Below are 25,491 nucleotides of genomic sequence, written 5' to 3' on the forward strand. Positions count from 1 at the left end.
ACGGGCTGTCCCCCTCAAGCGTTTCAGATCAAGCTTTGCTCCGCCGGCACGAAGCCCGGCTTGTGCGCCGCGATCAGATCGTCGGGTAGCGCATAGAGCAGCGGCCCGGCGGTGTAGAGCAGGCCTGCGATCACCTGTCGCCCAGGAAAGACGACCTCCAGCGCGGCGACATAGGCAGCCATCTGGCGGACATGATAGGGGGGGATCGCCTCAAGCGTCTCGGGCGCGCGGCGACCGGTCTTGAAGTCGATCACCAGCACGTTGTCGTCGGTCACCAGCAACCGGTCTGCGGTGCCCGAGACGACGTGCCCGCCCGCAACCACTGCAGCGATCGGCGCTTCGGCCAGTGCCTCCGGCCCGAACAGCTCGGCGAAGCCCGGATCGGCGATCACACCCAGCGCAGCATTGGCCAGCTCGGCACGCAATGAGGGATCGGCAACGCCCCCCGCCCCCGCCAACCAGCGCTCGGCGACATCCGACCGCCGGTCCGCCGCAACGGCGGGCAGGCGTTCGAGCAGGGCATGGATCAGTCGTCCTCGCTCCGCCGCCGCGCGCAGCGCCGGTCCGGGCGGCGGATCGGCGACCAGATCCTCGCCCAAAGATGATGGCGCCAGCGGGCGTGGCGGACGCGCCTCGACCGGAGCAGGCAGCCTTGCCCAGCCGGGCAGCGCGGCCACAGCGTCTGCAACCGCGATTCTTGCCGGTTTGCGCGCGACCGGCGGCTGCGGACGGTGGCCGGTGAAAATGCGATCGCCCTCGCCTTCCCCGATCCCAAGCGCATCGAAGGCCGCGCGCGATGCCGCATACCAGCTTGCGCCGGGCGCCTCGCCCTTCACCCTCGGTCCCAATGCGCCTGCAATCACCAGCCGCTCCTCGGCGCGGGTGGCGGCGACGTAGAAGAGCCGCCAATGTTCCTCCAGCTCGCGCGCCTCGGTCTCGCTCACTGCGGTATCCACCGGCCCGCCCCGCTCGGCCTTGCCGGGCCGGAACACCGGAAGCGCCGCGCCGTCATGACCCTCGGGCGCCCATTTGACGAAATCGCCGCGATTGCCGCCCTGCGGATCGGCGGTCGCGTCGGCAAGGATCACCAAGGGCGCCTGAAGCCCCTTGGCGCCATGCGCGGTCATCACCCGCACCGCATCCTGCGGCTGCGCGGCGTCGCGCACGATCTCGACATCGCCGCGATCGAACCAGTCGAGGAAACGCTGCAAGGTCGGTGTCGCCAGTCCCTCGAACCCCAGCGCCGCGGTCAGCAGCTCCTCGACCGGGTCGAGCGCTTCCTTGCCCAGCCGCCGCAGCAGCTTGCGCCGCCCGTCCATCTCGCCCGACAGAATCGTCTCGAGGAAACGGTGCGGCGTCATCAGGTCGGCACGCGCGAGCAGACCGTAGAGCGGTGCGAGCCGCTCGTCGCTCTGCGTCGCGCGCAGATGCCGCCACAGGCTGCCCCGCCCGCGCAAGGCCGCGTGCATCAGCTCGTCCTGCGTCCATCCGATCAGCGGCGAGACCAGCAAAGCAGCAAGCGACAGGTCGTCGTCCGGCTGCAAGGCAAACCGCACCGCCGCAAGCAGATCCTGCACCGCCAGCGGCGCATTCAACCGCAAGCGATCGACACCCGCCACAGGCACCCCTTCGGCATGCAGCCGCGCGACCAGCAGCGAAGCCAGCTCGCCACGGCGCTTGACCAGGATCATCACATCCTCGGGCCGCAGCGTCCGCCCCTTGCTCTCCAGCTCGAGCGTGCCGATCCAGCCCTTGATCTGCCGGGCGATGCGGTTGGCCACCTCGCGCGTCGCGTCATCGACCCAGCCTTCCTCATCCTCCGGGTCGCCGCCCGCGACCACGGGCGGCCACAGGGTGACGGTGCCCGGCCCGGCAACGCGGCTGGCATGCGCTTCAGACTCGGTCCCCATCCCCGGCTCGGGCAATGCCGCCACCGCCGCATCGACAAACTCCAGGATCGGCGCGGTCGAGCGAAAGCTGTGGGTCAGCGACAGCGTCTCCAGCGCGCCGTCCGACCGTTCGCTGAAATGGACATGCGCCGCGGCGAAATTGACCGGATCGGTGCCCTGGAAGCCGAAGATCGCCTGTTTATAGTCGCCCACGGTGAACAGCGTGCGTACCTCGTCGCCGTGCGCGCCCTCACCGGCGAAGAACTCGTCGGCAAGCGCACGGACGATCCGCCATTGCGCGATATTGGTGTCCTGCGCCTCGTCGATCAGGATATGGCTGGTCGCCTGATCGAGCTTGAAGCGGATCCAGTCGCCCATGCCGGGCTGGTCGAGCAGTGCGACCGTCTTGCCGATCAGATCGTCGAAATCGACCGCCCCTGCGCGGCGCTTCGCCGTCTGATAGGCAGCGGCATATTCACGCCCCGCGGTCAGTCCCTGCGCGAGCAGATCGGCATAGCCCGCACGCGCGATCATCCCGGTGACCGCGATGCACGCCTCGCCCAGTTCGGCGGCGAGTGACTCATAGTCCGGATCGATCGCAGCGAGCTTGGGCGACACCTTCTTGGGCTCGTCCTTCGCGGTGAGCACGATCTTGCGCAGATCGCCCAGCATCGTCACGCGCGCCGCCGGCTCCGCCGCGAGCCAGGCGCCCGCGATCGCCGCATTTTCCTGCCCCGTCGCGGTGCCCCAGGCGTGATTGGCATCGGCGATCCGCCGCAGCCCGTCGACATCGAACGCGTCGTCGGCGCACCAGCGTGCCGCTTCCTCGAGCACATCGCCCTGCGGCAAGTTCATCGCGCGTCGCAGCCACGGTTGTACGCCCGACGGCAACGCCGCCATCGCATCGGGCGCCTTGGCACAGGCGTGAAGGAAGGCCTCGGCCTTGCCCTCCCCCAGCCTCAGGCTGAGCGCGCCGACCGCATCGATCAGTCCGTCCCGCCCCTCGCGACCGGCATCCGACAGCATCGCCGCCAGCGTGTCGCGTGCCAGCGCCGTCTCCTCACGCGCCTCCAGCGGGCGGAAGCCCGGCGTCAGCCCCGCCTCGACCGGGAAGGCCGAAAGCAGCGTCTGGCAAAAGCTGTGGATCGTCTGGATGCGCAGTCCCCCGCCCGGGGCGTCGAGCACTCTGGCGAACAAGGTGCGGGCCTTGGCGCGAGTCTCAGGGCCATAATCCTCGCCCAGCGCTTCGAGGTCCGCGACCAGCTCCTTGCCGGGCGCGCGCACCCAATGCGCCAGCCGGCCACTCACGCGCGCCGCCATCTCGGCCGCGCCCGCCTTGGTGAAGGTCAGGCACAGGATCGCACCGGGATCGACCCCACGCAGCAGCAGCCGGAAGACGCGCGCCGCCAGCACCTGCGTCTTCCCGGTGCCGGCGGAGGCGGACAGCCACACACTCGCCGCCGGATGCGACGCCGCGGCCTGATTGCCCGCCAGCGGGGGCAGCGCGCCAGTGCTAACGCCGCTCACGGCCATACCATTCGTCACGGCGCATCAGCTGGTCATAGTCTGCGTAAGGTGCGTATTCGGGGTGCAGTTTGGCGGTGAAGGGTGCGGCGCCGGTCAGATAGGCACGTGCCGTCTCGGTGAAATTCTCCGCGGCGGTCGGCACGAACTCGTCGGGCAACATCTTCCCGTACTTGCCCGCAGCATCGACCGGCGACTGGACGTAACCGAATTCGCCGCCCTTGCGCGCCAGCGACCAATATTCGAACGCGCTCGCCCGGCCGGATATCCCCTGAAACCCGCCACGCTCGGCGATCAGCCCGAGCAGCCCCAACTGAAGACTATACCCGGCCCGCACCGCCTTGGTGCTGGGCGGCTGTCCGGTCTTATAGTCCACCACGCCCAGCGTGCCGTCGCCCATCGCATCGATACGGTCGAACTTGCCCTTGAGCGTCACCCCGGCAAAGTCGATCGCGCCCTCCTGCTCCACCGCCAGCACCCGGCGTTGTGGCCGCGCCTCGATCTCGCGCACGATCCAGCGCACCGCCTCGATCAGCCTTGGTTGCCACAATGCGCGCATCATCGGGTGAGCGCCGGCGAGCATATCGAGGACGCGTGGCTCCAGCGCCTCGGGATCGCAGCCATCGAGCTTCGCCCATTTCTCAAGCACCTCGTGCACCGCCGTCCCGCGCCAAGCTGCGCTGGGATCGGCATCGACCGGGTCGAGCTGGCGCAACCGCAGCATCCGCTTGGCGTAGAAGGCGTAGGGATCCGCCTTGAGCCGGTCGACGTCGGTGACCGGGATCACGCGCGGGCGAATTGCAGCGGGCGGGCACGGCTCGGGCCGCGCCGCGGGTTCATAGACACCCGGATCGTCGAGCGCGCGCGCCCATGCTTCCAGCTCGCCCGCACGCTCCAGGCCACCCGACAGCGCCTCCAGCCGCAGCCAGAAGCGCGAGGCGATGGTCGGTGCCCCCGCGTCGCGCTTCGCTCGCGTGAGCAACACCTCACGCGCGCCGAGCCCCATCGCCAGATCATGCGCCGACAGGCCGATGCGCCGCTCCAGCCCCGGCAGCCCCAGCTCGCTGCGGATACGCGGTGCGAGCCACGGATCGGGTGCTGGCAGACCCGGCCACACACCCTCGTTCAGCCCGCCCAGCACAAGCAGGTCCGCGGTCTGCAGCCGCGCCTCGATCAGACCATAGATGGCCAGTCGCGGATGCCCGCCCTGTGGCGGCCGAACCGCGATCTCGTCCATCAATGTCCGCAGCATCGCGGCAAGGCTCTCCGGCTCGACCAGGGCCGGGCCATGCGCAGCCTCGCGCTCCAGATCATCGAGCAGGGCCGCCGCCGCACGCCCATCCGCCCGCGACCATAGCGCGTCCCCGCACAGCGCAGTCGCGGTCTCACGCAGTTGCGCCAGCAACCCGGTCAGCGGCGCCGCGCCACCTGCATAGAGCGCCTCCAGCGGCGCGAGCAGCGGTGCGATCCGGCGCCACCAGCCCAGCGCCTCGCGGCGGATATGCGCATCATAGCCTTCCTCATCGGACAGATGCGCCTCGATCCCTGCCAGACCCGCCGCAGGCCGCGGCCCGCGCAGAGCAAGGTCGAGCGCCCTCGCTCCCTCGAGCCAGGCCAGCCGCTCCTCACCCGCGGCGACCAGCGGATGCTTGAGCAGCGCCAGCAGTGCCATCGGAGCGAAGGCCTGCGCGCCCGCCTCAGCCAGCGCGAGGAGCAAGGTGCCCGGCGGCTGGCTGGCCAACGGCGCGCCCGCGGAATCGTCGAGTGTCAGGCCCCAACGCGCGCAATGCGCGGCGACGCGCTTGGCCAGCGCGCGGTCGGGCGTCACCAGCGCCGCGGTCTGGCCTTCGGTCTCCAGCGCCTCGCGCAAGGCCAGCGCAATCGCCTGCGCCTCCTCCGCCGGGGTCGCGACTTCGAGTACGCGAACCTCGGCCAGCCGCCGTTCGGCGGCGGGCAGGTCGCTCCAGCCCTTGGTCAGTTCGGCAGGCATCATCGCGCTGGCGATCGCCTTGCTGCGCGCGGGCGGCGCGTCGAGCTCGGTCGCAACGCGCCAGGGATCGATCTCGCCGCGCTGCACGCCCATCCGGTCGATCAGCAGCTTGAGGTGGAATTGCGGATGTGTCTCCAGCGAACGCTTGCGCCGCCCCGTCGCCGGGTCCGCCTCGAACGGCCCGAGCATTGCCCATTCCGCCTCGCCCATCGCAAGATCGAGGCCCGGGAAAACCACCATCCCGCCCGGCAGCCCGGCAACGACGCGCAGCAGGCGCGCAATTGCCGGCGCCGAGGTGGTGATCCCCGCGGCGCAAATGAAGCGATCGGGCGGATCGCGCCGCCACCGCGCCGACACGCGATCGAGCAGCTGGTTGCGCCGCTCGGCCAGATCAATCCGGCCAATCTTTTCAAGCTCATGCGGCCATTTGCTCAGCACGATTTCGAACAGGTCGAGCGAGCGCTGCCAATGCTCGGACAGCTCGCCCGCGGCCACGTCGCGCATCCGCCGCGGATCGATCTCCTCGATCAGCAGCTGGTCGAGCGTGCGGCCGAGATCGCCCGCGAGCCGCACCGCCTCCGCGGCGTCGATCCCAGGCTGCCCCGCCTGCACCAGCCGGGCGAGAATCAGCCGCCGCTGCAGCGGATCGACTGCGGGTGGAACCGGGTCTTCGTCGTCGGCGGGATCGAGGAACGGCCCCGCCGCTTCGTCCAGTTCGGGATCGCCCACCGCCACCAGCCGCGGCAGCAGCAGACCGCCGCCGCTCGCGCGGACGAATGCGTCGGTGATCGCCTTCTTCGCGCGATTGGTCGGCACCAGCACGATCCCGCGCGCCAGCCGCAACGGATCGCCGCCGAAGCGCCGGATCAGCCCCTGCGCGAGCGCGTCGGCAAAGGCCCGGTGTGGCGGGATGGTGTGGAGGTGGAGGCCACGCCCCTCACCCATCCGCGAGCACCGCCTCCGTCGCCGCGATTGCAGGCGGCGAGCCGACGTCGAACCACAGGCCCTGATGCACCACGCCATAGGCGCGGCCCGCCTCGATCGCGCGCTGCCAGAAGAGGTTGGTCGAGAACGGCCCTTCCGGCCAGTCGCGGATCACGCGCGGCGAGAGGATCTGGACACCGGTATAGACGAAGGGCGCCAGCCGCCCGGGCGCGCGGCGCCGAGTGATCTTGCCGAACGCATCGAGATGGAAGTCGCCGTTGCCCGGATGGCAATGTGCGCGGGCGAGCGGGACGAGCAGCAGCAGCGCGTCCATCTTCTCGTCATCCCAGGCGGCGGCGAGCTGGCGGATCGCGTCGATCGGCCCGTCGACCCACAGATTGTCGCTGTTGACGCAGATGAACGGCTTGTCGCCCAGCAGGTCGCGCGCCTGAACCAGCCCGCCGCCGGTCTCCATCAACTGCTTGCGCTCGTCCGAGACGACGACCTCGATGTCCTTCACCCGGTGGGTGACGTGCGCTTCGAGCGCGTCACCCAGATAATGGACATTGACCACCGCGCGTTTGACCCCCGCGCTGCGCAGCCGGTCGAACGCATGATCGATCAGCGGCTTGCCCGCGACTTCGATCAACGGCTTGGGGCGCGTGGCGGTGAGCGGGCGCATCCGTTTGCCAAGGCCCGCGGCCATCACCATCGCCGTCTCGGGCACCGCTGCGCCCGGCACCGGACGCAGGGAAAGGGTCTTCTTCGCGGTCACGCCACCACCATCGGATCGCCGCGCAGCTGCGCGGGAATATTGGCATCGAACCAGGCAGCAACCGGCGCCAGCGCGGGGTGCCTGAGGTCACGCTCGAGATAGCCCCAGACGCGCGGGCACAGGCTGGGATAGCGCGGCTTGCCGTCGCGCTTCCACAGGCGGGTGAAGATGCCGATGATCTTCGCGTTCCGCTGCGCGCCGAGCACATGATAGGCGTCGAAGAAGGTTTCGTCCGCGCTGGTGATCCGGCGATAGCGATCCAGCATCGCGGCCTCGAGATCGGGATGCACGTCGCGGCGGGCATCCTGCAGCAGCGACACGAGGTCATAGGCCGGATGGCCCGCGAGCGCGTCCTGGAAATCAAGCAGGCCGAAGGTCTCGCTCCCCTCGATCAGCATCAGATTCTCGGCATGATAGTCGCGCAGCACCGTCACCGGCGCGCTGCCGAGCACAGGTGCGAGCACCGCGTCCCACGCCGCGACATAGCCGGGCACATCGACATCGAGCGCCACCGCCGGACAGTACCAGTCGGTGAGCAGCGCCGCTTCGCGCTGATAGACGTCGCGGTCATAGGGGCCGACATCCGCAGCGTCATGCTCGCGCAGCCGGATCAGCACGTCGATCGCGGCCTCGTAGAGGCGCAGTTCGCTCTCGGGCGCGGCATCGACGGTCTCGCGCAGCCGGGCGTCGCCGAAATCCTCGATCAGCACCAGCCCGGTATTCAGATCCTCACCATAGATTTGCGGCGCGGCGAACCCGCGTCCGGTGAGCCAGCGGGCGACATGGATGAAGGGGCGCGGATCTTCCTGCGGCGGCGGCGCATCCATCAGGATCGCGCTGCGCCCGGGCGCCTGCACGCGGAAATAGCGGCGGAACGACGCATCGCCGGCCAGCGGCAGGATCTCGCCGTCCCCCCAACCAAGCTCGTCCAGGAAATAGGGCGCCCGTGCGGGCGGATTCATGTCAGGAACCATCGGTCCTTCCATGACGCGGGCACCTGCGCTGTCAAGCCGCGCGCGCCGTCCGGCTCGATCGTCAGGGTGAGCCACAGTGCATCGGCCCATGCCGCAGCCGGCAGCCGCTCGGGCCATTCGACGATCAGCAGCGAATCATAGCGGGCGTCGTCCAGCCCCAGCTCTTCCGTCTCGGCCGGATCGTCGATGCGGTAGAGATCGACATGCAGCACGGGGAAACGCACCTCGGGCGGCGCATAGGGCTGGACGATCGCGAAGCTCGGGCTCGGTGCCTCGCCCTCCAGCCCCAGCGCCGCGAGCAGCCCGCGCGCGATGCTCGTCTTGCCGGCCCCCAGCTGGCCGGACAGCGCGATCACGTCGCCCGGCCGCGCCAGCCCGGCCAGCCGCGCACCCAGCGCCTCGCTCGCGGCCGCGTCCTCAAGCCGCATCATGTGCGGGGCAGCTCCACGATCACCATCGTCCCCTGCCCCGGCTCGGAGATCAGCTCGATCGTGCCGCCGTGCGCCTCGACGAACTGCTTGGCGAGCGGCAGGCCAAGGCCCAAGGCCCGGTCGCCGTCGCGGCTGATCCCCGGCTGGGCAAAGCGTTCGAACGCCTTGTCGGCCAGCTTCTTCGCCATGCCGGGACCGTTGTCGGAAACGACGATCCGCGCGCCTGCGGCACTGCCGTCGATATGCAGCAGAACACGCCCCTTGTCGGGCGTCCCCGCCACCGCATGGCGCAGCAGATGCTCGACCGTCTGGCGGATGCGTCGCGCATCGCCCTGGATGATCCCCGCGCTGCCCTGCACCTCGACGGCCAGCTCGATCCGCTTGGCCTGGGCCGCCGGCGCCACCGCCTCCGCCGCAGCCCCCGCCGCCAGTTCGAGATCCACCGTACCGCGCGCCACCGAATCATCGTCGCGGGTCAGGTCGAGCACGTCGTCGACCAGCGCGCCGAGCCGATCGACTGATGCCAGGATCGCTTCGGTATATTCGCTGCCGCTTTCCGAGAGTTCGCCCGCATAGCCGCCATGGAGCATCTCGGCGAAGCCCTGGATCGAGGTGAGCGGGGTGCGGAGCTCATAGCTCATGTTCGCGACGAACGCGGTCTTGACCCGGTCCGCGGTCTGCAAGGCATCGTTGCGTTCGCGCAGCGCATTCTCCACCCGGCGGCGGTCGGAAACGTCGAGCATCGTGAACAGCGCGTTCCCGTCGGGCAACGGCACCGCCGCGACCTCGAAATAGCGGCCGTCCTTGAACTCGATCGTCGCGCCGCGCTGCTGCCGTTCGACGGTGGCGGCGCGGATCAGCTCGCCCATCAGGATCGCGCGCCCCGGATTGGCGAGCAGATTGCCCGCCTTCTGCGCCAGCGCATCGACGCGCGGATGGCTGGAGACGAACGCCTCGTCAAAGCCCCAGAGCTGGCGGAAGCGGTTATTCCACAATTGCAGCCGCCCGTCCGCGGTGAACACGCCCAGCGCCTCGAACAGATTGTCGAAGGTCGCCGTGCGGACCCGCAGCAGCGTGTCGCGCGCGCTGGCTAGCTGGACCTGCTCGGTCAGATCCTCGAAGAACAGCAGCAACCCGCCCTCGGGCAAGGGCTGGGCGACGACGCGCAGGTGATTGCCGCCGGGCAGCGTCCAATTCTCCTCGCGCGCGGTATCCGCGACGAACCAGTCGCGCCGCTCGGCCTTCCAGCCGGGGAAGTCGCGAACCACCGGCAAGCGGTTGGCCTCGCGCATCCGCTCGAGCACACGTTCGAACTCGGGCTTGTCGGCCAGCCACTCGTTCCGCATCGCGAACATGCGCCGGAAGGGCTGGTTGCAGAAGACCAGGTTGCGGTCCGCGGCGAACTGAACGACGCCGGCGGACATGCGGTCGAACATCTCGCGCTGGGCGTCGTCCGCGCGCTTGATCCCGGCGCGCGCGCGTTCCAGTTCCTCGACGTCGACCGCAAAGCCGGCGACCCCGCCGGTGGGCAGCGGCACGTCGTGGATATGCAGCATCCGCCGCGCACCCGCGATCGTCGCGGGCAGCTTCACCATCTTCGGCCGGCCAGCTTCGCGCGCCTTGGCGGAGCTGGCGAGCGGCCCGCCGGGCGCGGACGCATCGACCAGCTCGATCCCCGCCTTCACCACCGACTCGGCGTCCTTGCCGTTGACGGCGCCGACATAGGCATTGTTGACCATCGCCAGCCGCAGATCGCGGTCGCGATACCACATCGGCATCGGCGCCGACTGGATAAGGCCGGTCAGCGATTCGAAGGCCTCACGATAGCGCGTGGCATTGCCGGAAAGCCGCGCCACCTCTTCCTGCGCCTCGGTCGCGTCGAACACCCATAGCAGTACGCCGCCCGGCGCCCGCACCGCGTCGGGCGCACGCTGTCCGATCATCAGCAGGGTGCGCGACGAGCCCTGTGCGCGCACCGTCGCGCGGAAGGGGCGCGCGGCCTTCTGCGCCGCCGCGATATCCTGTTCGAGCGCGGCAGCCTCGGCCGGAGCGAACACCGCCTCGTTGCCGGTAATCTCGGAAAGATGTGCAGGCACCGTTTCCAGGCCGAGCAGATCGGCCAGCTTGTCGCTCAGCTCGACACGCCCGTCCGCGCGCACCACCATCGCCTGCGCCGGCGCGCTGGCGGCAAGCGCATCCGCACGCCGGTGCGCGTCGAGCAGCGACGACGCCCGGGCCCGGGCGCGAAGCCCGGCGAACAGCATGCCGCAGCCCAGCGCGACGAGCAGCGCGACAAGCGCTCCGGCGGAAACCGCCGCAGCATTGGAAATCTCGATCACCGGGTCCCGCCGTCCTGCATCCTACGGCTCTTAGGACATGCTTTCGCGCCCGCAAACCCGGACTGCTCAACTGAACGGCACAAGCGCCGGGCCGAGACGAAAAAGGGGCCGGAACTTGCGCTCCGGCCCCCGTTTTTCAGGATCGGTCAGATCTCAGAAGATCTTGGCCTTGATGCCCATGAAGAAGGAACGGCCAACGGCGCTGACCGGATACGCAACCGCGCCGACATCGGGCTTGCTGTCGAACAGATTGTTCACACCGGCATAGATGTCGAACTTCTCGTCGACATTGTAGCTGGCGAACAGCTCATGCTCCCAGCGCTCCTTGAACCAGAAGTAGCCGGGCTCGATATAGTCGGGGTTCGCCGCCTGCTGATCACGCGTCACCCGGCGGGTCTTGGTCCACCAGTTGATGCCGTAGTTGAGCGAGAGCCCGCCCTTCTTCCAGCCAAGGTCGAAGGTCGCGCTGTACTTCGGTGCCAGCGGCGTGGTGCCACTGCGCGCGAAGCCCGGCTCGTCCAGCTGATCCTCCGTGTCCGCACCCAGTGCCGGAACGAACTGAAGCTTGTTCAGATAGTTACCGGAAAAGCGGATGTTGAACGTCCCGGCATTGTCGAACGGCTCGAACCGGTAGTTCAGCGTCACATCCAGTCCTGCGGTTTCATAGGAAGCCACATTCTGCGGAATGATCGCATAGTTCGAGATGAACCCGGTCGAGCCACTGCGCGAGAGCGAGTTGCAGTAGACGTTGCTGAGCGTCGGCTGATCATAGCACAGGTCGACAATGTCCTGCGCGTCCGAATAGTTGATCGCCTGGGTCAGACGGATGTCATACCAGTCGGCGGTGATCGACAGGCCCGGCACGAAGCTTGGCCGCAGGACGACGCCCGCAGTCCATGTCTTCGCCGTTTCTTCCTGCAGATTGGGGTTGCCGCCACTGATACCCGCCAGGCTGCTGTTCTGCGGCGAGAACGGGCTGTTCGCCGGGTTGAACGTCGCCGGGTTGATGCCCAGCGCCGTCAGCGCGGTCGTGCAGTTGGTCGCGCGATACTGCGTGCCCTCCGCCAGGCGGTCGATGCCGCACGGGTCCGTGATGAACTGGAACGTGCCGCTCTGCTGTGCGTACAGCTCGCTGATATTCGGCGCACGAACCGCCTGCGAATAGGTGCCGCGGAAGGTGATGTCGCGGATCGGCGAGTAGCTGCCGCTGACGTTCCACGTCGTGGTGCTGCCTACCGACGAATAGTCCGAATAGCGGACCGCTGCGCCGATCGAGAGGTTCTGCGCGAACGGCATGTCGGCCAGGATCGGCAGGTTGATCTCGCCGAACACTTCCTTGACGTCGAACTCGCCGCTGTCGATCGATGCCTGCGAATCGTCGATCAGCAGGCCGGCCTGCGATTCAGCGGACGGGACGAACCGGCTCTCTTCCTTGCGATATTCGGCGCCGACCGCGAAACCGACGGCTCCGCCGGGCAGCTTGAAGAACGCACCGGTATCGCCCGACAGCACCGCCGAGACGACATGCTGGCTAATCCGCGACCAGCTGGTGTGGTCGACGGTGACGAAGTCCAGCGCCGCCTGCGACGGGGTGCCGTTGCCCAGGATGTTCAGCGGCACGCACTGCCCCGCCTGGAAGCTCTTGGGCGCGCCCGTATAGACGACAGGGTTGCCCAGGCTCTCGCCGTTGATCGTCGTCTGGCCCGGCAGGTTGATCCGGCAGGTCACACCGCCGCGACCATCCGAAACCGCATCGAGCGCGGCATAGTAACGGTCGGCGATGCGGTCGTTCCGGTTGGTGCCGTGCTGGGTCGACTGACCGAACACATAGGACACGTCGTATTTGAGGTTCGACCCCAGGTCGCCCTTGAAGCCGACGACGGTGCGCCACAGTTCGCGCTCCATCTCATACTGGCGGATGCCGAAGTCGAAATTGTCGCGGCTGAACCAGGCATCGCCGGTGACCGCCGCGCCAAAGCGCTGATTCAGGAAGAAATTGTCCGCGAACAGCGTGGTGTAGAGGTCATAGCTCGGCTGAGCCTGGGTGACCGCCTTCGACTTGACGTACTTGGCTTCGGCATAGACTTCGAACGCTGGGCTGAATTCGTAGCGGCCGAACACCTGTGCGATGTGGCGGCGGCTATACGGCGTGAAGTCGCCATAATAGCTTTCGCGCGGGGTGCTCGACCCGCCGATCGTGAACGCGGTGCCGGGGACATAGGTGCCCGGATCATATACGCCACCCTCGCCGGTGAAGTCGGGCACGAAATCCTGCCCGAAGTCGATGGCGCCGCCCATCGAGCTGTCCGCCCAGCGCAGGCCGGTCAGCAGCACGCGGTCGGGAACATTGGGGTTATCGCCTGCGCTGCCCGGAGCGCCGTCGGCCGGATTGCGCGCGAAGGTGTAGCTCGGCCCGGTCTTTCCATAGTTGAGCCGGTTGCGCTGGCTGAACCGGTCGGTTTCCTGGAATTCATAGGTGGCGGTGATGTTGCCGCGTCCGTCGGCAAAGTTCTTGCCGGCGGTCACCCCGACAAAGCGCGAGCCCGCGTCGCCACGCTGCGAGATCCCGTTCTGCGCACGAAGACGCAGCCCTTCGAAATCCCGCTTGAGGATGAAGTTGACCACGCCGCTCACGCCATCCGCGCCGTAAATGGCCGATGCGCCACCGGTCAGGACGTCGACGCTCTGGACGAGGTCGGTCGGGATCGTATTGATATCGACCGCCGCAATACCCGGATAGCCGGCGACGTGCCGCCGTCCATCGACCAGCACCAGCGTACGGCTGGTGCCGAGGTTGCGCAGGTTGAGGAAGTTCACGCCGACATTCTGCGCGCCGCCGCTCAGGTTCGAACCGGCAACCTGGATGTTGCTTTGCGACCCCAGCAGCGCCGGATTGTCGACCAGGAAGTCCGTCAGGTTGGTCTTGCCCGACTGCTCGATCGCCTCGGCCGAAATGACCTGAACCGGGTTCGGCAGCGACAGTTCGGGGCGCGCGATGCGCGAGCCGGTGATGACAACCGTCTCACTGGCCTCGGGCGCTTCGCTTTGGCCCGCGGACATGTCCTGCGCGCTGTCCTGCGCAAAAGCAGGTGCGGCGCCGGCAAGGATGATGGCGGTAAACGAAGTGGCAAGGCGGTAGCCAGCCTTACGGGAATGGAGCGAACTCATACCTGATCCCTTTTGTGATTTTCCCTCAATGGGCTTCGATGCTCCCATCGGGTTGCATCGTGCAACCCTCCGCCACCGATTTCCGGCAGAGTGTTGCGCCTGTATCACACCTGCCGAAAACCCCTTCCCAATTCGTAAACAGCGGACACGAAGAAGGGCGCGCCCGTTGCCGGACGCGCCCTCTTTCGTTTCGGCAGCCGGGCTTTGCCGGCCATTGCGAACCTTAGTAGCGGTAGTGATCCGGCTTGAACGGACCTTCCACCGGCACGCCGATGTAATCGGCCTGCTGCTGGCTGAGCTTCGACAGCTTCACGCCCAGCTTTTCGAGGTGAAGCGCCGCGACCTTCTCGTCGAGGTGCTTGGGCAGGACATAGACTTCGTTCTTGTACTCGTCCGCCTTGGTCCACAGCTCGATCTGCGCCAGCACCTGGTTGGTGAAGGACGACGACATCACGAACGACGGGTGGCCGGTCGCGTTGCCGAGGTTCACCAGGCGGCCCTTCGACAGGATGATGATCTGCTTGCCGTCGGGGAACTCGACCAGGTCGACCTGCGGCTTCACCTCGGTCCACTTCATGTTGTTGAGACCGGCGATCTGGATCTCGCTGTCGAAGTGGCCGATGTTGCAGACGATCGCCATCGGCTTCATCGCGCGCATATGGTCGACGGTGATGACGTCGGCGTTGCCGGTCGCGGTGCAGAAGATGTCGGCGCGGGTCGCCGCCTCTTCCATCGTCACGACTTCATAGCCTTCCATCGCCGCCTGCAGCGCGCAGATCGGGTCGATTTCGGTGACCAGCACGCGCGCACCGCCGTTGCGGAGCGACGCGGCCGAACCCTTGCCGACATCGCCGAAGCCGGCGACGCAGGCGACCTTGCCGGCCAGCATCACGTCGGTACCGCGGCGGATCGCGTCGACCAGCGATTCCTTGCAGCCATAGAGGTTGTCGAACTTCGACTTGGTGACGCTGTCGTTGACGTTGATCGCCGGGAACGGGAGCTTGCCCTTCTTGGCCAGCTCGTACAGGCGATGGACGCCGGTGGTGGTCTCTTCCGACACGCCCTTGATCGTCTGGACGGTCTTGGTGAGGTAGCCCGGACGCTCGGCGAGGAAGCGCTTCAGCGTCGCGACGAAGATTTCCTCTTCCTCGTTGGTCGGGGTGAACAGCGCTTCACCCGCCTCGACGCGCGCACCCCACAGCGCGAACATCGTGGCGTCGCCGCCGTCGTCGAGGATCATGTTGCAGGTGGTGTCGGTGCCCCAGTCGAAGATGCGGACGACATAGTCCCAATATTCCTCGAGCGTCTCACCCTTGATCGCGAACACCGGGATGCCCGCCGCGGCGATCGCAGCAGCGGCGTGATCCTGGGTCGAGAAGATGTTGCACGAAGCCCAGCGGATCTCGGCGCCGAGCTCGGCCAGCGTCTCGATCAGCACCGCGGTCTGGATCGTCATGTGCAGCGAGCCGGTGATGCGCGCGCCCTTGAGCGGCTTGCTCGCGCCGAATTCGGTGCGCAGCGCCATCAGGCCGGGCATCTCGGTTTCGGCGATGTTGATCTCGGCGCGGCCGAAATCGGCGAGCGAGATGTCCTTGACGACGTAATCGGTCTTTTCGAGCACGGTGGCCACGCTGGTTCTCCGGTGATGAATCATCCTGGCGCCGGGAATCCCGGCGGCATCGCCGCGCCCCTAGCGAATAAGCCGCGCCAGCGCAAATGAAACATAAAGATATCTTTATATGCCATTCACGCTGGCCGGTGTGCCGTGCCCGATTCACGCTGCGATGCGGGTGAAATCCATGTGCCAGTTGCTCTCCCAGCTCTTGCCGCCGTCGGTGGAAAAGGCCTGCTCCCAATGCGCCGAGGTCGCGGTGATCGCGGACCAGCGGAACATCGCCGTCACCGGCGTGCCTTCATGGCTATCCTCGCCCATGAAGGTGCCGATGCCGTTCCGGAACCCGCCCCACACCGGCGGCTCCATCCGGGCGTAGCGGGAATCGATCCACCAGATGCCCCATTGGCGCCGTTCCGGATGATAGCAGCGCACGCTGACGCCGTGATAATCGCCCGCGGGCAGTGCGATCACATTGTCATCGACATTCGCCGCGCCGCCCATCAGCGGCCAGTTGACGCAGCTGCCGTCGAATTCCTGCCATTCGGTGCTGCCGGTCAGCCGCGACTTGAGGCGGCGGTGCCGCACCTTCCAGCTTCCCGCAAGCCAGGCCCAATCCGATTCCGGCCCCTCCGATGCCAGCCCCGCCGCTTCGGCACGAAAGCCCTGAGCCAGCAGCCCGCCGGCCGCGGCCAGCCCCAATGCCTGAACAAGCGCACCCCGGCGCGTTTGGGTATCCATGTTGTGAAGCCTCCGGTCGATTGCGACTGACCGGACATTGCGCCCCTAAAGCTGACATCTTTTGTCAGTTATTTCTGCTATGAAACCGAAATGCGTGCGAGCCGCCTCGTTTCGATCCTTCTGCTGCTACAGGCGCGCGGCCGCATGACCGCGCAGACGCTGGCCGACGAGTTCGAAGTATCGGTGCGCACCATCTATCGCGACATCGACGACCTCAGCGCCTCGGGCGTCCCGGTCTATGCCGATCGCGGACGCGACGGCGGGTTCCAGCTGCTCGAGGGCTATACGACGCGCCTGACCGGCATGACCCCGGCCGAGGCGGAGTCGCTGTTCCTCTCCGGGCTGGAGGGCCCCGCGGCCGAACTGGGCCTGGGCGAATCCACCGCGGCGGCGCGGCTCAAGCTGCTCGCCGCCCTCCCCTCCGCCCGCCGCGCCGATGCCTCGCGCGTTGCCGCGCGCTTCCATCTCGATCCGATCGACTGGTATCGCACCGCGAGCGACCTCGCCTTCCTGCCCCGCCTCGCCGCCGCAGTATGGGGCGCCGAACGCATCCGGGTGCAGTATGAAAGCTGGAGCGCCACGACCGAGCGCATCCTTTCGCCGCTCGGCCTCGTCCTCAAGGGAGGCATCTGGTACCTCGTCGCGGCCGGCCGCTCGGTGCCGCGCACCTGGCGCGTCGATGCGATCCGCGCACTCGACCTGACCGGCGAGCCGTTCGAACGCCCCGCAGACTTCGACCTCGCCGCACACTGGACCGCCAGCGTCCGCGCGTTCGAGGCAAGCCTGTATCGGGGCACCGCAACGCTCCGCCTCACGCCGCTGGGCATGGAACGATTGCCCGTCCTCGCCGCTGCCGCGGTCGAGATGGCGCGCCGCACCGCCTGCCCGCCCGGCGCGGATGGCTGGGTGCAGGCGACGATCCCGATCGAGACGATCGACCACGCCGTGCGCGAGCTGCTCAAGCTGGGCATCGAGGTCGAAGTGCTGGCGCCGCCCGAGCTGCGCGGCGCCATGCGGGATGCCGTCGCGACCCTGGCCGCGCGGTACGCGAGCTAGGCCGTCCCCGTCACCGGCGCGAGCAGCCGCGGGTCGATCCCCTCGCGCGCAAACCCCTGTTCCCAGCGCTGATAGACATCGACGTCGTAGAGCAGGTCGATCGCCCCCGGCACATTGAACCAGCCGTGACGCGTCATCTCCTCGTCCAGCTGTCCCTCGCCCCAGCCGGCATAGCCCAGTGCGACCAGCCAGTGCGCCGGCCCCTTGCCCTCGGCGATCGCGCGGAGCACGTCGATCGTCCCCGACAGCGCCCAGCGCCCCGCGACATCTACCGTGTCCTGCCCGCCCCAATCGGGCGAGTGGAGCACGAAGCCCCGCCGCGGCTCGACCGGCCCGCCGAAATGCACCGGCGCATCGGGTGCCTCGCCGGGATCGATCTCGAACTGTCCGAGTAGTTCGTGCAGGCCAAGGCCCGATACGGTCTGGCCGATTCCGATGCCGAGCGCGCCATGTTCGTCATGCGCGCACATAGCGATCACGGCGCGTTCGAACCGCGGATCGCCGATCCCGGGCAAGGCGAGCAGGATCTGGCCGGTAAGGTACGCTGAGGACTCCATATCCGCTCAACATATCGGCAGCCGATCGGCTCCGCCACGCTTGAAAAAGCCGCGCCGTGCGCCAATTGAGGCACGGCCCGCATGTCGCGGTGCGAGAGGAGATTCAGCATGTCCATCCAGATCGGCGACCGCGTGCCCAGCACCATTTTCGTCAAGCCCACCGAAAACGGCCCGGAACAGGTCAGCTCGGACGAGTTCTTCGCGGGCCGCAAGGTCGCGCTCTTCTCGGTCCCCGGCGCCTTCACCCCGACCTGCTCGGCGCGCCACCTGCCCGGCTATGTCGAGAAGGCGGCCGAGCTCAAGGCCAAGGGCGTGGACGAGATCGCCTGCACCGCGGTCAACGACGCGTTCGTGATGGGCGCATGGGGCAAGAGCGCCGATGCCGGCGACGTGACGATGCTTGCCGATGGCAACGGCGCCTTTGCGCAGGCGGTGGGCCTGGAGATGGACGGCAGCAAGTTCGGCCTCGGCACGCGCGGCCAGCGTTTCTCGATGCTGGTCAATGACGGCGTGGTCGAACAGCTGCACGTCGAGGCACCGGGCGAGTTCAAGGTCAGCTCGGCCGAGTATCTGCTCGAGCATCTCTGATCGGTTCGACCGTTTCGCAGGCGCGACGGTCTACCCCCTTTGGGGGAACCGGCGCGTCCGCAAGCGGTTCTGTCGATGGAAAGGAGACGCGTGATGATGGAAGAAACCACGCCGCCCGTGCCTGAGATCGAAGCCGAAGAGAAGTTGCTCGACCGTACCCGGGATGCGCTCGCCGATGCCCGCGAAGCGGTGACCGAGGCAGTGAACAGCGCGATCGATACCGCCCGGAAACACCCCGCAGCCACCGCCGCGGTCGCGGCGGGCGCCGCCGCCGCAGTCGCGGGCGCCGCCTATGGCATCAGCAAGCTGCGCGAGAAAGAAGAGGCCAAGTAAGCGGGCCAATCAAGCGGCAGGGCGCGCGGGTCCGGCCCGCGCGTCACATTTCGGGCGCCTGCCGGACTTGCTAATGTCATCTTGGCGCATTAGCCGTGGAAGATGACAACAGCAGAAAACATCGTCGCCGAACTGGATCGGCTCTACACCGCGTCCGTCACCCGCCTTCAGGACGCCCTCGACCTCTATCTCACCAAGGGCGCCGCGCCCGATCCGGAGCGCCGCAAGGACGGCAGCTTCGCCTATCCCGAGATCCGCGTCATCTATCGCAACGAAAGCGACCGCCCGACGCCAGCGCGCAGCTTCGGCCGCCTCGTCACGCCCGGCGAATATGCGATCAGCGTGACCAAGCCGGCGATGTTCGCCAAATATCTGATCGAGCAGCTGACGCTGCTGATCGAGGATTATGACGTCGAGGTTTCGGCCGTCCCCGGGCGGCAGGAAATCCCCTTCCCCTATGTGCTCGACCCCGGCCATGCGCTGCGGCTGGACGAGGTATCGGCGCTCGAACTGGCCCGCCATTTCCCCGCAACCGAGCTGGCGCATATCGGCGACGAGATCGCCGACGGCACCTGGATCAGCCTCGACCAGACGCGCCCGCTCGCATTGTTCGACGGGCTGCGCACCGACTTCAGCCTCGCGCGGCTGCGCCACTATACCGGCACCCCGTCGGAGCACAGCCAGCAGTACATATTGTTCACCAACTATCATCGCTATGTCGATGAATTCGTTCGCTGGGCGTGTGCCCAGCTCGGTGCGAACGAGGCGGGAGAGGCCAGCCGCTTCACCGGCGTTTCCGGCCCCGGCGGCATCGTCATCCGCGCGGGCGACGATCCCGAAACGCTGCTGACCGACGGCGCCTGGCGCCGGCACCAGATGCCGGCCTGGCACCTGATGGCCGAAGACGGCACCGGCATCACGCTGGTGAACATCGGTGTCGGGCCGTCGAACGCGAAGACGATCACCGATCACCTCGCGGTGCTGCGGCCCGAGGCGTGGATGATGATCGGCCATTGCGGCGGCCTGCGCCCCAGCCAGCGGATCGGCGACTATGTACTGGCGCACGCTTATCTGCGCGACGATCACGTCCTCGACGATGTGCTTCCGCCTGAGATCCCCGTCCCCGCCATCGCCGAGGTGCAGCAGGCGCTTGCCCGCGCAGCCGAGACGGTGTCGGGCCAGTCGGGCGAGGAGCTCAAGCGCCGCCTGCGTACCGGCACGATCGTCACCACCGACGATCGCAACTGGGAGCTGCGCTTCTCGCGCTCGGCGCTGCGCTTCTCGCTCAGCCGTGCGGTCGGGGTGGACATGGAAAGCGCCACGCTCGCCGCGCAGGGCTATCGCTTCCGCGTCCCCTACGGCACGCTGCTCTGCGTTTCGGACAAGCCGCTCCATGGCGAGCTCAAGCTGCCCGGCCAGGCCAACCGCTTCTACGAACGCGCGATCGCCGAGCATCTCAAGATCGGGATCGAGGCGTGCGAGCAGCTCCGCCGCGAGGGCGCCAAGCTCCATTCGCGCAAGCTGCGCGCGTTTAACGAGCCGCCGTTCCGGTGAACGGCGGCGGCTACGCGCCGCCCTTTCCGGTAACCATCCCGCATTGACCGCGGAAACCGATTTGCTTCACGGTGGTTACAGACACGAAACCACTGGAGGATCGTGATGGCCAAGGCCCCGACCAAGCCGACGACTGAAGGGGCCGAGACCGCGCCCGCAAAGAAGCCCGCCGCCAAGAAGGCACCGGCAAAGAAACCGGCCGCCAAGCCCAAGGCAGCAAAGCCTGCGGCCGCGCCCAAGGCGGAAACCACCGCCCCGGCCAAGGCCCCCGCCAAGGCTGCGGCGGACAAGGCGCCCCCGGCCCGGCGCAAGGCCGCTGCGCGCAAGCCTGCCACAGCCCCCGCAAAGCCCAAGGCGCCCGCCAAGCCCAAGGCCGCACCCAGCGCGCCCCGCGCGGCAGCGCAAGCCGCGGCCGCCAAGGTCAGCGCCGCGGCACAATCGGCAGCCCACACCGTCAAGGAATCCGCGCCGGTCCAGTTCGCCGCCGAGAAGCGCGAACAGATGGGCGACCGCAACTTCTTCGCTTCCGTGATCGGCGGTGTCGCCGCGATCGGCGCGGCCGCAGTAGGGATCTTCTACGCGGTCAAGAAAGGCGCCGGCGGGCCTACCGACACCGCCGCGGCCAAGCCAAAGGCCAAGGACAAGGACAAGGCCTGATCAGGGCCCGATCCGGACCTGACCGGAACGAATACGGCCGCCGCGGGCATCCCCGCGGCGGCCATTTCCGTTTCACCGGTCGAGCAGCTTACCAGCCGGTCGGCTTGCCCTTGTTCTGCTCGTCGAGCCACGCCTTCAGCGGCGCGAAATACTCGACCATCGCGGCGCCGCTCATCTCGCGGCTGCCGGTGAACGCTTCGAGCGCGTCCGGCCACGGCTTCGACGCACCCATTTCGAGCATCGCGTCGAGCTTCGTGCCGACTTCCTTGTTGCCGTAGAAGGAGCAGCGGTGGAGCGGCCCCTTCCAGCCCGCCTGGTCGCACGCCGCCTTGTAGAACTGGAACTGCAGCAGCCGCGCCAGGAAGTAGCGGGTGTAGGGCACGTTCGCCGGAATGTGGTATTTCGCGCCCGGATCGAACTTGGTCTCGTCGCGCGCCACCGGCGGCGTGATGCCCTGATATTGCAGCCGCAGCGCATCCCATGCGCCCTGATAGCCGGTCGGCTTGATCCCGCCGGAGAACACGCCCCAGCGCCACTTGTCGATCAGCAGGCCGAACGGCAGGAACGCGACCTTGTCCATCGCCTGACGCAGCAGCAAACCGGTGTCCTTGTCCGCGCTCGGCACCTTGTCCGCGTCGAGCAGGCCGATCGAGACGAGATAGTCCGGCGTGATCGACAGCGCGACGAAGTCACCGATCGCCTCGTGGAAGCCGTCATTGGCGCCGTTGCGGTAGATCAGCGGCAGCTTGTTGTACGCGCGCTGATAGTAGTTATGGCCCAGCTCATGGTGGATCGTGACGAAGTCGTCGCCATTCACCTTGATGCACATCTTGATGCGCAGATCGTCGACATTGTCGAGATTCCACGCCGAGGCATGGCACTGGACCTCGCGGTCGGCGGGCTTCACGAACTGGGAGCGCTTCCAGAAGGTGTCGGGCATCGGCGCGAGGCCCAGCGAGGAGTAGAAGCCCTCGCCGGTCTTCACCATCTTGATCGCGTCATATTTCTTCGCGTTCAACAGGTCGGTGACGTCATAGCCCAGATCACCCGATCCCGGCGGCGCGACGAGGTCGTAGATGTTGCCCCATTCCTGCGCCCACATATTGCCGAGCAGGTCGGCGCGGATCGGTCCGGTCTTGGACTGGACGGCATCGCCATATTTCTCGTTGAGCTTCCAGCGGACATAGGTGTGGAGCGACTCGTAGAGCGGCTTCACCTCGTTCCAGAGCTTGTCGGTAAGCTTGGCGAACTCTTCGGGCGGCATGTCGTAGTTCGACCGCCACATCGCGCCGACATCCTTGAAGCCCAGCTCGCGCGCACCCTCGTTGAGCAGGCCCGCCGCACGCTGATAGTCGCCCCGCTGCGGCGCGCCGACATTGTCGTGCCAGCTGGTCCACATCTCCTTGAGCTCGGCGGGGTTGCGGTTGGTCCCCATCGCCGCTTCGATGTCGCTGCCGTTGATCGCCTCGCCCTTCAGCGTGCCCTTGCCGGTGCCATAGACGGTCTGCATGTCGGTCTGCAGCTTGGACAGGGCCGTCGCCGCACCCGCCCGCGTCGGCGCGGGCGACGTGATACCGCTGCGCAGGATATCGAGCTGGCGCCTGGTGTCGGGCGACAGGCCCTTCACCTTCTCGTACTTCGCCGCCTCGAGCGCGAAGCGCACCGCCATCTCGGTGCCCTTGGCCCCGCTCTTGGCCACCAGCGCCGACGTGTCGTCATTGATATAGGTCGCGTAGAGCCACTGGATCCGCGCATCGTCCTGCGAGAACTCGTCATATTCCTTGGCGGCCTGCTTCAGGAACGCGTCGGCGGCTGCCGGTGTTGCGGCGCCGGCGGCGGGAGCCGCCTTCTCTTGCGCCACGGCAGGCGCTGCCAGCAGCATGGCAAGCGCGATCGTCGAAATTCCGGTGCGGATCATGGGCCCCTCAAAGACTCGTGTTTTGTGAATGCGGCGGACACTGCTCCCGCCCTCGGGACGGGTCAAGCAGTCAGAAATGATACGATCGCGTCGCCCAGCTCGGCGCGCGTCACTGCACTCATGTGGTTGCCGGGGATCTCCACGAAACGGCCGTCGGGCAGCATTTCGACCAGCCCCTCGAACGATCCCACCTCGTCGTCCGCCGCGCCGCCGACGACGAGCACCGGCAGGTCGAATTTCGCGACCTCGGCCTCGGGCGTATCCACGAACGTGTCGAGGATACCGAGCAATGCAACCGGATCGCCGCCCGTGGTCTTGAGGAATGCCTGCGACATGAACTCCTTGTCGCCATGCTTGAAGCTGCCGAAGTTGGTCAGCACCCGGCGGAAGAAGCCCGCGCGCCGTCCGGTATCGACCACGCCCTCATCGCCCAGCCCCGACAGCACCACGCGGCGCGGCCGGGGTGCGATTCCGCGGGCCAGCACGCGCACCGTGGTTCGCGCGCCCAGCGAATAGCCGCCCAGATCATAATCGGTGAGGCCAAGGTGCGCGATGAACGCCTCCGCATCCATGGCCAGCGCGTCGGGCGGATAGGCCTCGCTCCCATGCGGCTTGGCGCTCTCACCATGCGCGCGCAGGTCGGGCATGATCACCCGGAACCCGGCCGCGACCAGCTTCGCCGCGGTGCCGTATTTGATCCAGTTGGTGTTGGCGTCGGAGAAATAGCCGTGGATCAGCACCACCGGCCTGCCCTCACCCATCTCGCGCCACGCGATTGGCGTGCCGTCGAAGCTTTCGAACGTCTGAGTCTGCATGGCCCAGGGGCATGCCGTACTTTCCCGCACCATGAAACCCTCGCTGGTTGCACAAGCTGCAATCGCCAATCCGAACAATGCAATTCGTGAGCCTCGCATTATATAAGCATGCTTATTATATCGCAGGTCATGACCGACTCACTTGGCTTTTTGATCAGCGACATCTCGCGCCTGATGCGCAAGCGCTTCGACGAGCGCGCGCGCCTGATCGGCGTCACCCGCGCGCAATGGCGCACGCTTTCGATGCTCAAGCGGCACGAGGGCAGCAACCAGGGCATGCTCGCCGAGCTGCTGGAGATCGAGCCGATCACGGTCGGCCGCATGATCGACCGGCTGGAGGAAGCCGGGCTGGTCGAACGGCGCCGCGATCCGGCCGACCGCCGCGTCTGGCGCATCCATCTGACCGAGAAGGCGCAGCCGGTGCTCGCGCAGCTCCGTTCGCTCGCCGACGCGATGTTCGACGAGATGATGACCGGCATCACCTCCAATGAGCGCGAGCAGATGCACGCCGCGCTCGCCGTGCTCCACGCCAACCTCACCCTCGATGAGACCCGAAAGGCCGCCAATGGCTGACGCAGATCCCAAGATCGACACCGCTGAGGCGATCGAGATTGTCCCGGAAACCGCCCCGCGCAAGCGCCGCTGGCTGCGTCCGATCCTGATGTTCGGCGTGCCGCTGCTGCTGGTCGCTGCGGTGGGGAGCTGGTGGACACTGTCGGGCGGCTCCGTCTCGACCGACAATGCCTATGTCCAGCAGGACAAGGTCTCGGTCGCCAGCGACGTCGCCGGCCGCATCGTCGAGGTGGCGGTGAAGGAGAACCAGCCGGTCAAGGCCGGTGACCTGCTCTTCCGCATCGATCCGGAACCGTATCGCATCGCGCTCGAGCAGGCGAACGCCGCGATCGCCAATGCGCAGGTTCAGGTGGGCACGCTCCAGGCGAGCTATGCCGGCACCGGTGCCGACATCCAGGCCGCGCGCGACCGCATCGCCTCCGCACAGGAAGACTATGATCGCCAGAAGGCGCTGATGGACCGCGGCTTCACCACCCGCGCCCGCTACGAACAGGCGCAGCACGCGGTCGAGCAGGCGCGCGCCAGCTACCAGAGCGCGGTCGCCAGCGCCGCCGAGGCACGCTCCAAGCTTGCCGACGGGTCTGCGGTTCCGGGCGTCAATCCCGCCATCGCCGCCGCGCGCGCCCAGCGCGACAAGGCCGCGCTCGATCTGTCGCGCACCGCCCGCTACGCGCCGGTCGACGGCATCGTCAGCCAGGCGGACCGGCTTCAGGTCGGGCAGATGATGATGTCGGGCCTCCCCGCCGTCACCGTCGTCCGCGCGGGCGACCGTTCCGACGGCTCGTGGGTCGAGGCGAACTTCAAGGAAACCGACCTCAACAAGATGCGCGTGGGCCAACCGGCCGAAGTGAGCTTCGACGCCTATCCGGGCCTCAAGCTCAAGGGCCATGTCGCGTCGATCGGCGCGGGCACCGGCAGCGAGTTCGCGGTCCTTCCGGCGCAGAACGCCAACGGCAACTGGGTCAAGGTCACCCAGCGCGTGCCGGTGCGCATCGCGATCGACGAGAAGAGCCCGCGCCAGCTCATCGCCGGCCTCTCGGCCGACGTGACGGTGGACATCCGCAAGTAAGCCC

At 67.6% G+C, this 25,491-nt stretch carries 19 protein-coding genes; 7 read left to right on the forward strand and 12 right to left on the reverse strand.

Features of this window, described 5'->3' with window-relative positions:
- Window positions 1–23 precede the first annotated feature (23 nt).
- The 9 genes from addA to AC07TU_RS20135 form a co-directional block, all read right to left on the reverse strand.
- Window positions 24–3,422, reverse strand: a complete 3,399-nt coding sequence (addA, locus tag AC07TU_RS20095; RefSeq protein WP_495189764.1) for a double-strand break repair helicase AddA — start codon at window positions 3,420–3,422, stop codon at window positions 24–26.
- Window positions 3,403–6,348: a double-strand break repair protein AddB gene (addB, locus tag AC07TU_RS20100; RefSeq protein WP_495189713.1), complete on the reverse strand. Its 2,946-nt coding sequence runs from the start codon at window positions 6,346–6,348 to the stop codon at window positions 3,403–3,405. The genes addA and addB overlap by 20 nt, the downstream gene beginning before the upstream one ends.
- On the reverse strand, window positions 6,341–7,039 hold the full coding sequence (locus AC07TU_RS20105) for a nucleotidyltransferase family protein (protein ID WP_495189765.1): 699 nt from the start codon (window positions 7,037–7,039) through the stop codon (window positions 6,341–6,343). Before AC07TU_RS20105 ends, addB begins: the two co-directional genes overlap by 8 nt.
- A 59-nt stretch (window positions 7,040–7,098) precedes the next feature.
- A complete protein-coding gene (locus AC07TU_RS20110; RefSeq protein ID WP_495189714.1) occupies window positions 7,099–8,076 on the reverse strand; it encodes an aminoglycoside phosphotransferase family protein in 978 nt (325 codons plus the stop codon).
- Window positions 8,061–8,504, reverse strand: a complete 444-nt coding sequence (gene tsaE / locus AC07TU_RS20115; RefSeq protein ID WP_495189766.1) for a tRNA (adenosine(37)-N6)-threonylcarbamoyltransferase complex ATPase subunit type 1 TsaE — start codon at window positions 8,502–8,504, stop codon at window positions 8,061–8,063. Before tsaE ends, AC07TU_RS20110 begins: the two co-directional genes overlap by 16 nt.
- Window positions 8,504–10,846 carry a sensor histidine kinase gene (locus AC07TU_RS20120; RefSeq protein ID WP_495189715.1) on the reverse strand — a complete coding sequence of 781 codons (2,343 nt, stop codon included), beginning with the start codon at window positions 10,844–10,846 and terminating at the stop codon, window positions 8,504–8,506. Before AC07TU_RS20120 ends, tsaE begins: the two co-directional genes overlap by 1 nt.
- Before the next feature lie 153 nt (window positions 10,847–10,999).
- On the reverse strand, window positions 11,000–13,906 hold the full coding sequence (locus tag AC07TU_RS20125) for a TonB-dependent receptor plug domain-containing protein (protein ID WP_495189716.1): 2,907 nt from the start codon (window positions 13,904–13,906) through the stop codon (window positions 11,000–11,002).
- Between the two features lie 331 nt (window positions 13,907–14,237).
- The gene (gene ahcY, locus AC07TU_RS20130; RefSeq protein WP_495189717.1) at window positions 14,238–15,644 is read right to left on the reverse strand and encodes an adenosylhomocysteinase; all 1,407 of its coding nucleotides are present in this window, start codon (window positions 15,642–15,644) and stop codon (window positions 14,238–14,240) included.
- Between the two features lie 144 nt (window positions 15,645–15,788).
- Window positions 15,789–16,367, reverse strand: a complete 579-nt coding sequence (locus AC07TU_RS20135; protein ID WP_495189718.1) for a DUF1579 domain-containing protein — start codon at window positions 16,365–16,367, stop codon at window positions 15,789–15,791.
- 90 nt (window positions 16,368–16,457) lie between these two features.
- Here AC07TU_RS20135 and AC07TU_RS20140 point away from each other — a divergent pair, with 90 nt between their 5' ends.
- Window positions 16,458–17,423 carry a helix-turn-helix transcriptional regulator gene (locus AC07TU_RS20140; protein ID WP_495189719.1) on the forward strand — a complete coding sequence of 322 codons (966 nt, stop codon included), beginning with the start codon at window positions 16,458–16,460 and terminating at the stop codon, window positions 17,421–17,423.
- On the opposite strand, the gene AC07TU_RS20145 is transcribed toward AC07TU_RS20140, so the two are convergent.
- Window positions 17,420–17,980 carry a YqgE/AlgH family protein gene (locus tag AC07TU_RS20145; protein ID WP_495189720.1) on the reverse strand — a complete coding sequence of 187 codons (561 nt, stop codon included), beginning with the start codon at window positions 17,978–17,980 and terminating at the stop codon, window positions 17,420–17,422. The genes AC07TU_RS20140 and AC07TU_RS20145 overlap by 4 nt on opposite strands.
- Window positions 17,981–18,088: 108 nt before the next feature.
- On the opposite strand from AC07TU_RS20145, the gene AC07TU_RS20150 reads away from it, so the two are divergent.
- From AC07TU_RS20150 to AC07TU_RS20165, 4 genes are all read left to right on the forward strand, one after another.
- The gene (locus AC07TU_RS20150; RefSeq protein WP_495189721.1) at window positions 18,089–18,568 is read left to right on the forward strand and encodes a peroxiredoxin; all 480 of its coding nucleotides are present in this window, start codon (window positions 18,089–18,091) and stop codon (window positions 18,566–18,568) included.
- Window positions 18,569–18,661: 93 nt separating this feature from the next.
- On the forward strand, window positions 18,662–18,901 hold the full coding sequence (locus AC07TU_RS20155) for a hypothetical protein (RefSeq protein ID WP_495189722.1): 240 nt from the start codon (window positions 18,662–18,664) through the stop codon (window positions 18,899–18,901).
- A 102-nt stretch (window positions 18,902–19,003) separates the two neighbouring features.
- A complete protein-coding gene (locus AC07TU_RS20160; protein ID WP_495189723.1) occupies window positions 19,004–20,455 on the forward strand; it encodes an AMP nucleosidase in 1,452 nt (483 codons plus the stop codon).
- 105 nt (window positions 20,456–20,560) lie between these two features.
- Complete coding sequence (locus AC07TU_RS20165; RefSeq protein WP_495189724.1) at window positions 20,561–21,112, forward strand: hypothetical protein; 552 nt, start codon at window positions 20,561–20,563, stop codon at window positions 21,110–21,112.
- Between the two features lie 88 nt (window positions 21,113–21,200).
- Here AC07TU_RS20165 and AC07TU_RS20170 read toward each other — a convergent pair whose 3' ends face one another.
- Both AC07TU_RS20170 and AC07TU_RS20175 read right to left on the reverse strand, forming a co-directional pair.
- The gene (locus AC07TU_RS20170) at window positions 21,201–23,030 is read right to left on the reverse strand and encodes a M2 family metallopeptidase (protein WP_495189725.1); all 1,830 of its coding nucleotides are present in this window, start codon (window positions 23,028–23,030) and stop codon (window positions 21,201–21,203) included.
- 62 nt (window positions 23,031–23,092) lie between these two features.
- Entirely contained in the window at window positions 23,093–23,845 is a 753-nt protein-coding gene (locus AC07TU_RS20175) for an alpha/beta fold hydrolase (protein ID WP_495189726.1), read from the reverse strand.
- A 129-nt stretch (window positions 23,846–23,974) separates the two neighbouring features.
- On the opposite strand from AC07TU_RS20175, the gene AC07TU_RS20180 reads away from it, so the two are divergent.
- On the forward strand, window positions 23,975–24,418 hold the full coding sequence (locus tag AC07TU_RS20180) for a MarR family winged helix-turn-helix transcriptional regulator (protein ID WP_495189727.1): 444 nt from the start codon (window positions 23,975–23,977) through the stop codon (window positions 24,416–24,418).
- A complete protein-coding gene (locus AC07TU_RS20185; protein ID WP_495189728.1) occupies window positions 24,411–25,487 on the forward strand; it encodes an HlyD family secretion protein in 1,077 nt (358 codons plus the stop codon). Before AC07TU_RS20180 ends, AC07TU_RS20185 begins: the two co-directional genes overlap by 8 nt.
- Window positions 25,488–25,491: the final 4 nt, after the last annotated feature.

It is taken from the genome of Sphingomonas sp. GW821-FHT03E12 (assembly GCF_059420685.1).

Coding starts and splice junctions, on each gene's coding strand:
- addA (WP_495189764.1), bottom strand. CDS start 3,422: ATGGCCGTGAGCGGCGTTAGCACTGGCGCGCTGCCCCCGCTGGCGGGC.
- addB (WP_495189713.1), bottom strand. CDS start 6,348: ATGGGTGAGGGGCGTGGCCTCCACCTCCACACCATCCCGCCACACCGG.
- AC07TU_RS20105 (WP_495189765.1), bottom strand. CDS start 7,039: ATGGTGATGGCCGCGGGCCTTGGCAAACGGATGCGCCCGCTCACCGCC.
- AC07TU_RS20110 (WP_495189714.1), bottom strand. CDS start 8,076: ATGGTTCCTGACATGAATCCGCCCGCACGGGCGCCCTATTTCCTGGAC.
- tsaE (WP_495189766.1), bottom strand. CDS start 8,504: ATGCGGCTTGAGGACGCGGCCGCGAGCGAGGCGCTGGGTGCGCGGCTG.
- AC07TU_RS20125 (WP_495189716.1), bottom strand. CDS start 13,906: ATGTCCGCGGGCCAAAGCGAAGCGCCCGAGGCCAGTGAGACGGTTGTC.
- AC07TU_RS20135 (WP_495189718.1), bottom strand. CDS start 16,367: ATGGATACCCAAACGCGCCGGGGTGCGCTTGTTCAGGCATTGGGGCTG.
- AC07TU_RS20140 (WP_495189719.1), top strand. CDS start 16,458: ATGCGTGCGAGCCGCCTCGTTTCGATCCTTCTGCTGCTACAGGCGCGC.
- AC07TU_RS20145 (WP_495189720.1), bottom strand. CDS start 17,980: ATGGAGTCCTCAGCGTACCTTACCGGCCAGATCCTGCTCGCCTTGCCC.
- AC07TU_RS20150 (WP_495189721.1), top strand. CDS start 18,089: ATGTCCATCCAGATCGGCGACCGCGTGCCCAGCACCATTTTCGTCAAG.
- AC07TU_RS20155 (WP_495189722.1), top strand. CDS start 18,662: ATGATGGAAGAAACCACGCCGCCCGTGCCTGAGATCGAAGCCGAAGAG.
- AC07TU_RS20160 (WP_495189723.1), top strand. CDS start 19,004: ATGACAACAGCAGAAAACATCGTCGCCGAACTGGATCGGCTCTACACC.
- AC07TU_RS20165 (WP_495189724.1), top strand. CDS start 20,561: ATGGCCAAGGCCCCGACCAAGCCGACGACTGAAGGGGCCGAGACCGCG.
- AC07TU_RS20170 (WP_495189725.1), bottom strand. CDS start 23,030: ATGATCCGCACCGGAATTTCGACGATCGCGCTTGCCATGCTGCTGGCA.
- AC07TU_RS20175 (WP_495189726.1), bottom strand. CDS start 23,845: ATGCAGACTCAGACGTTCGAAAGCTTCGACGGCACGCCAATCGCGTGG.
- AC07TU_RS20180 (WP_495189727.1), top strand. CDS start 23,975: ATGACCGACTCACTTGGCTTTTTGATCAGCGACATCTCGCGCCTGATG.
- AC07TU_RS20185 (WP_495189728.1), top strand. CDS start 24,411: ATGGCTGACGCAGATCCCAAGATCGACACCGCTGAGGCGATCGAGATT.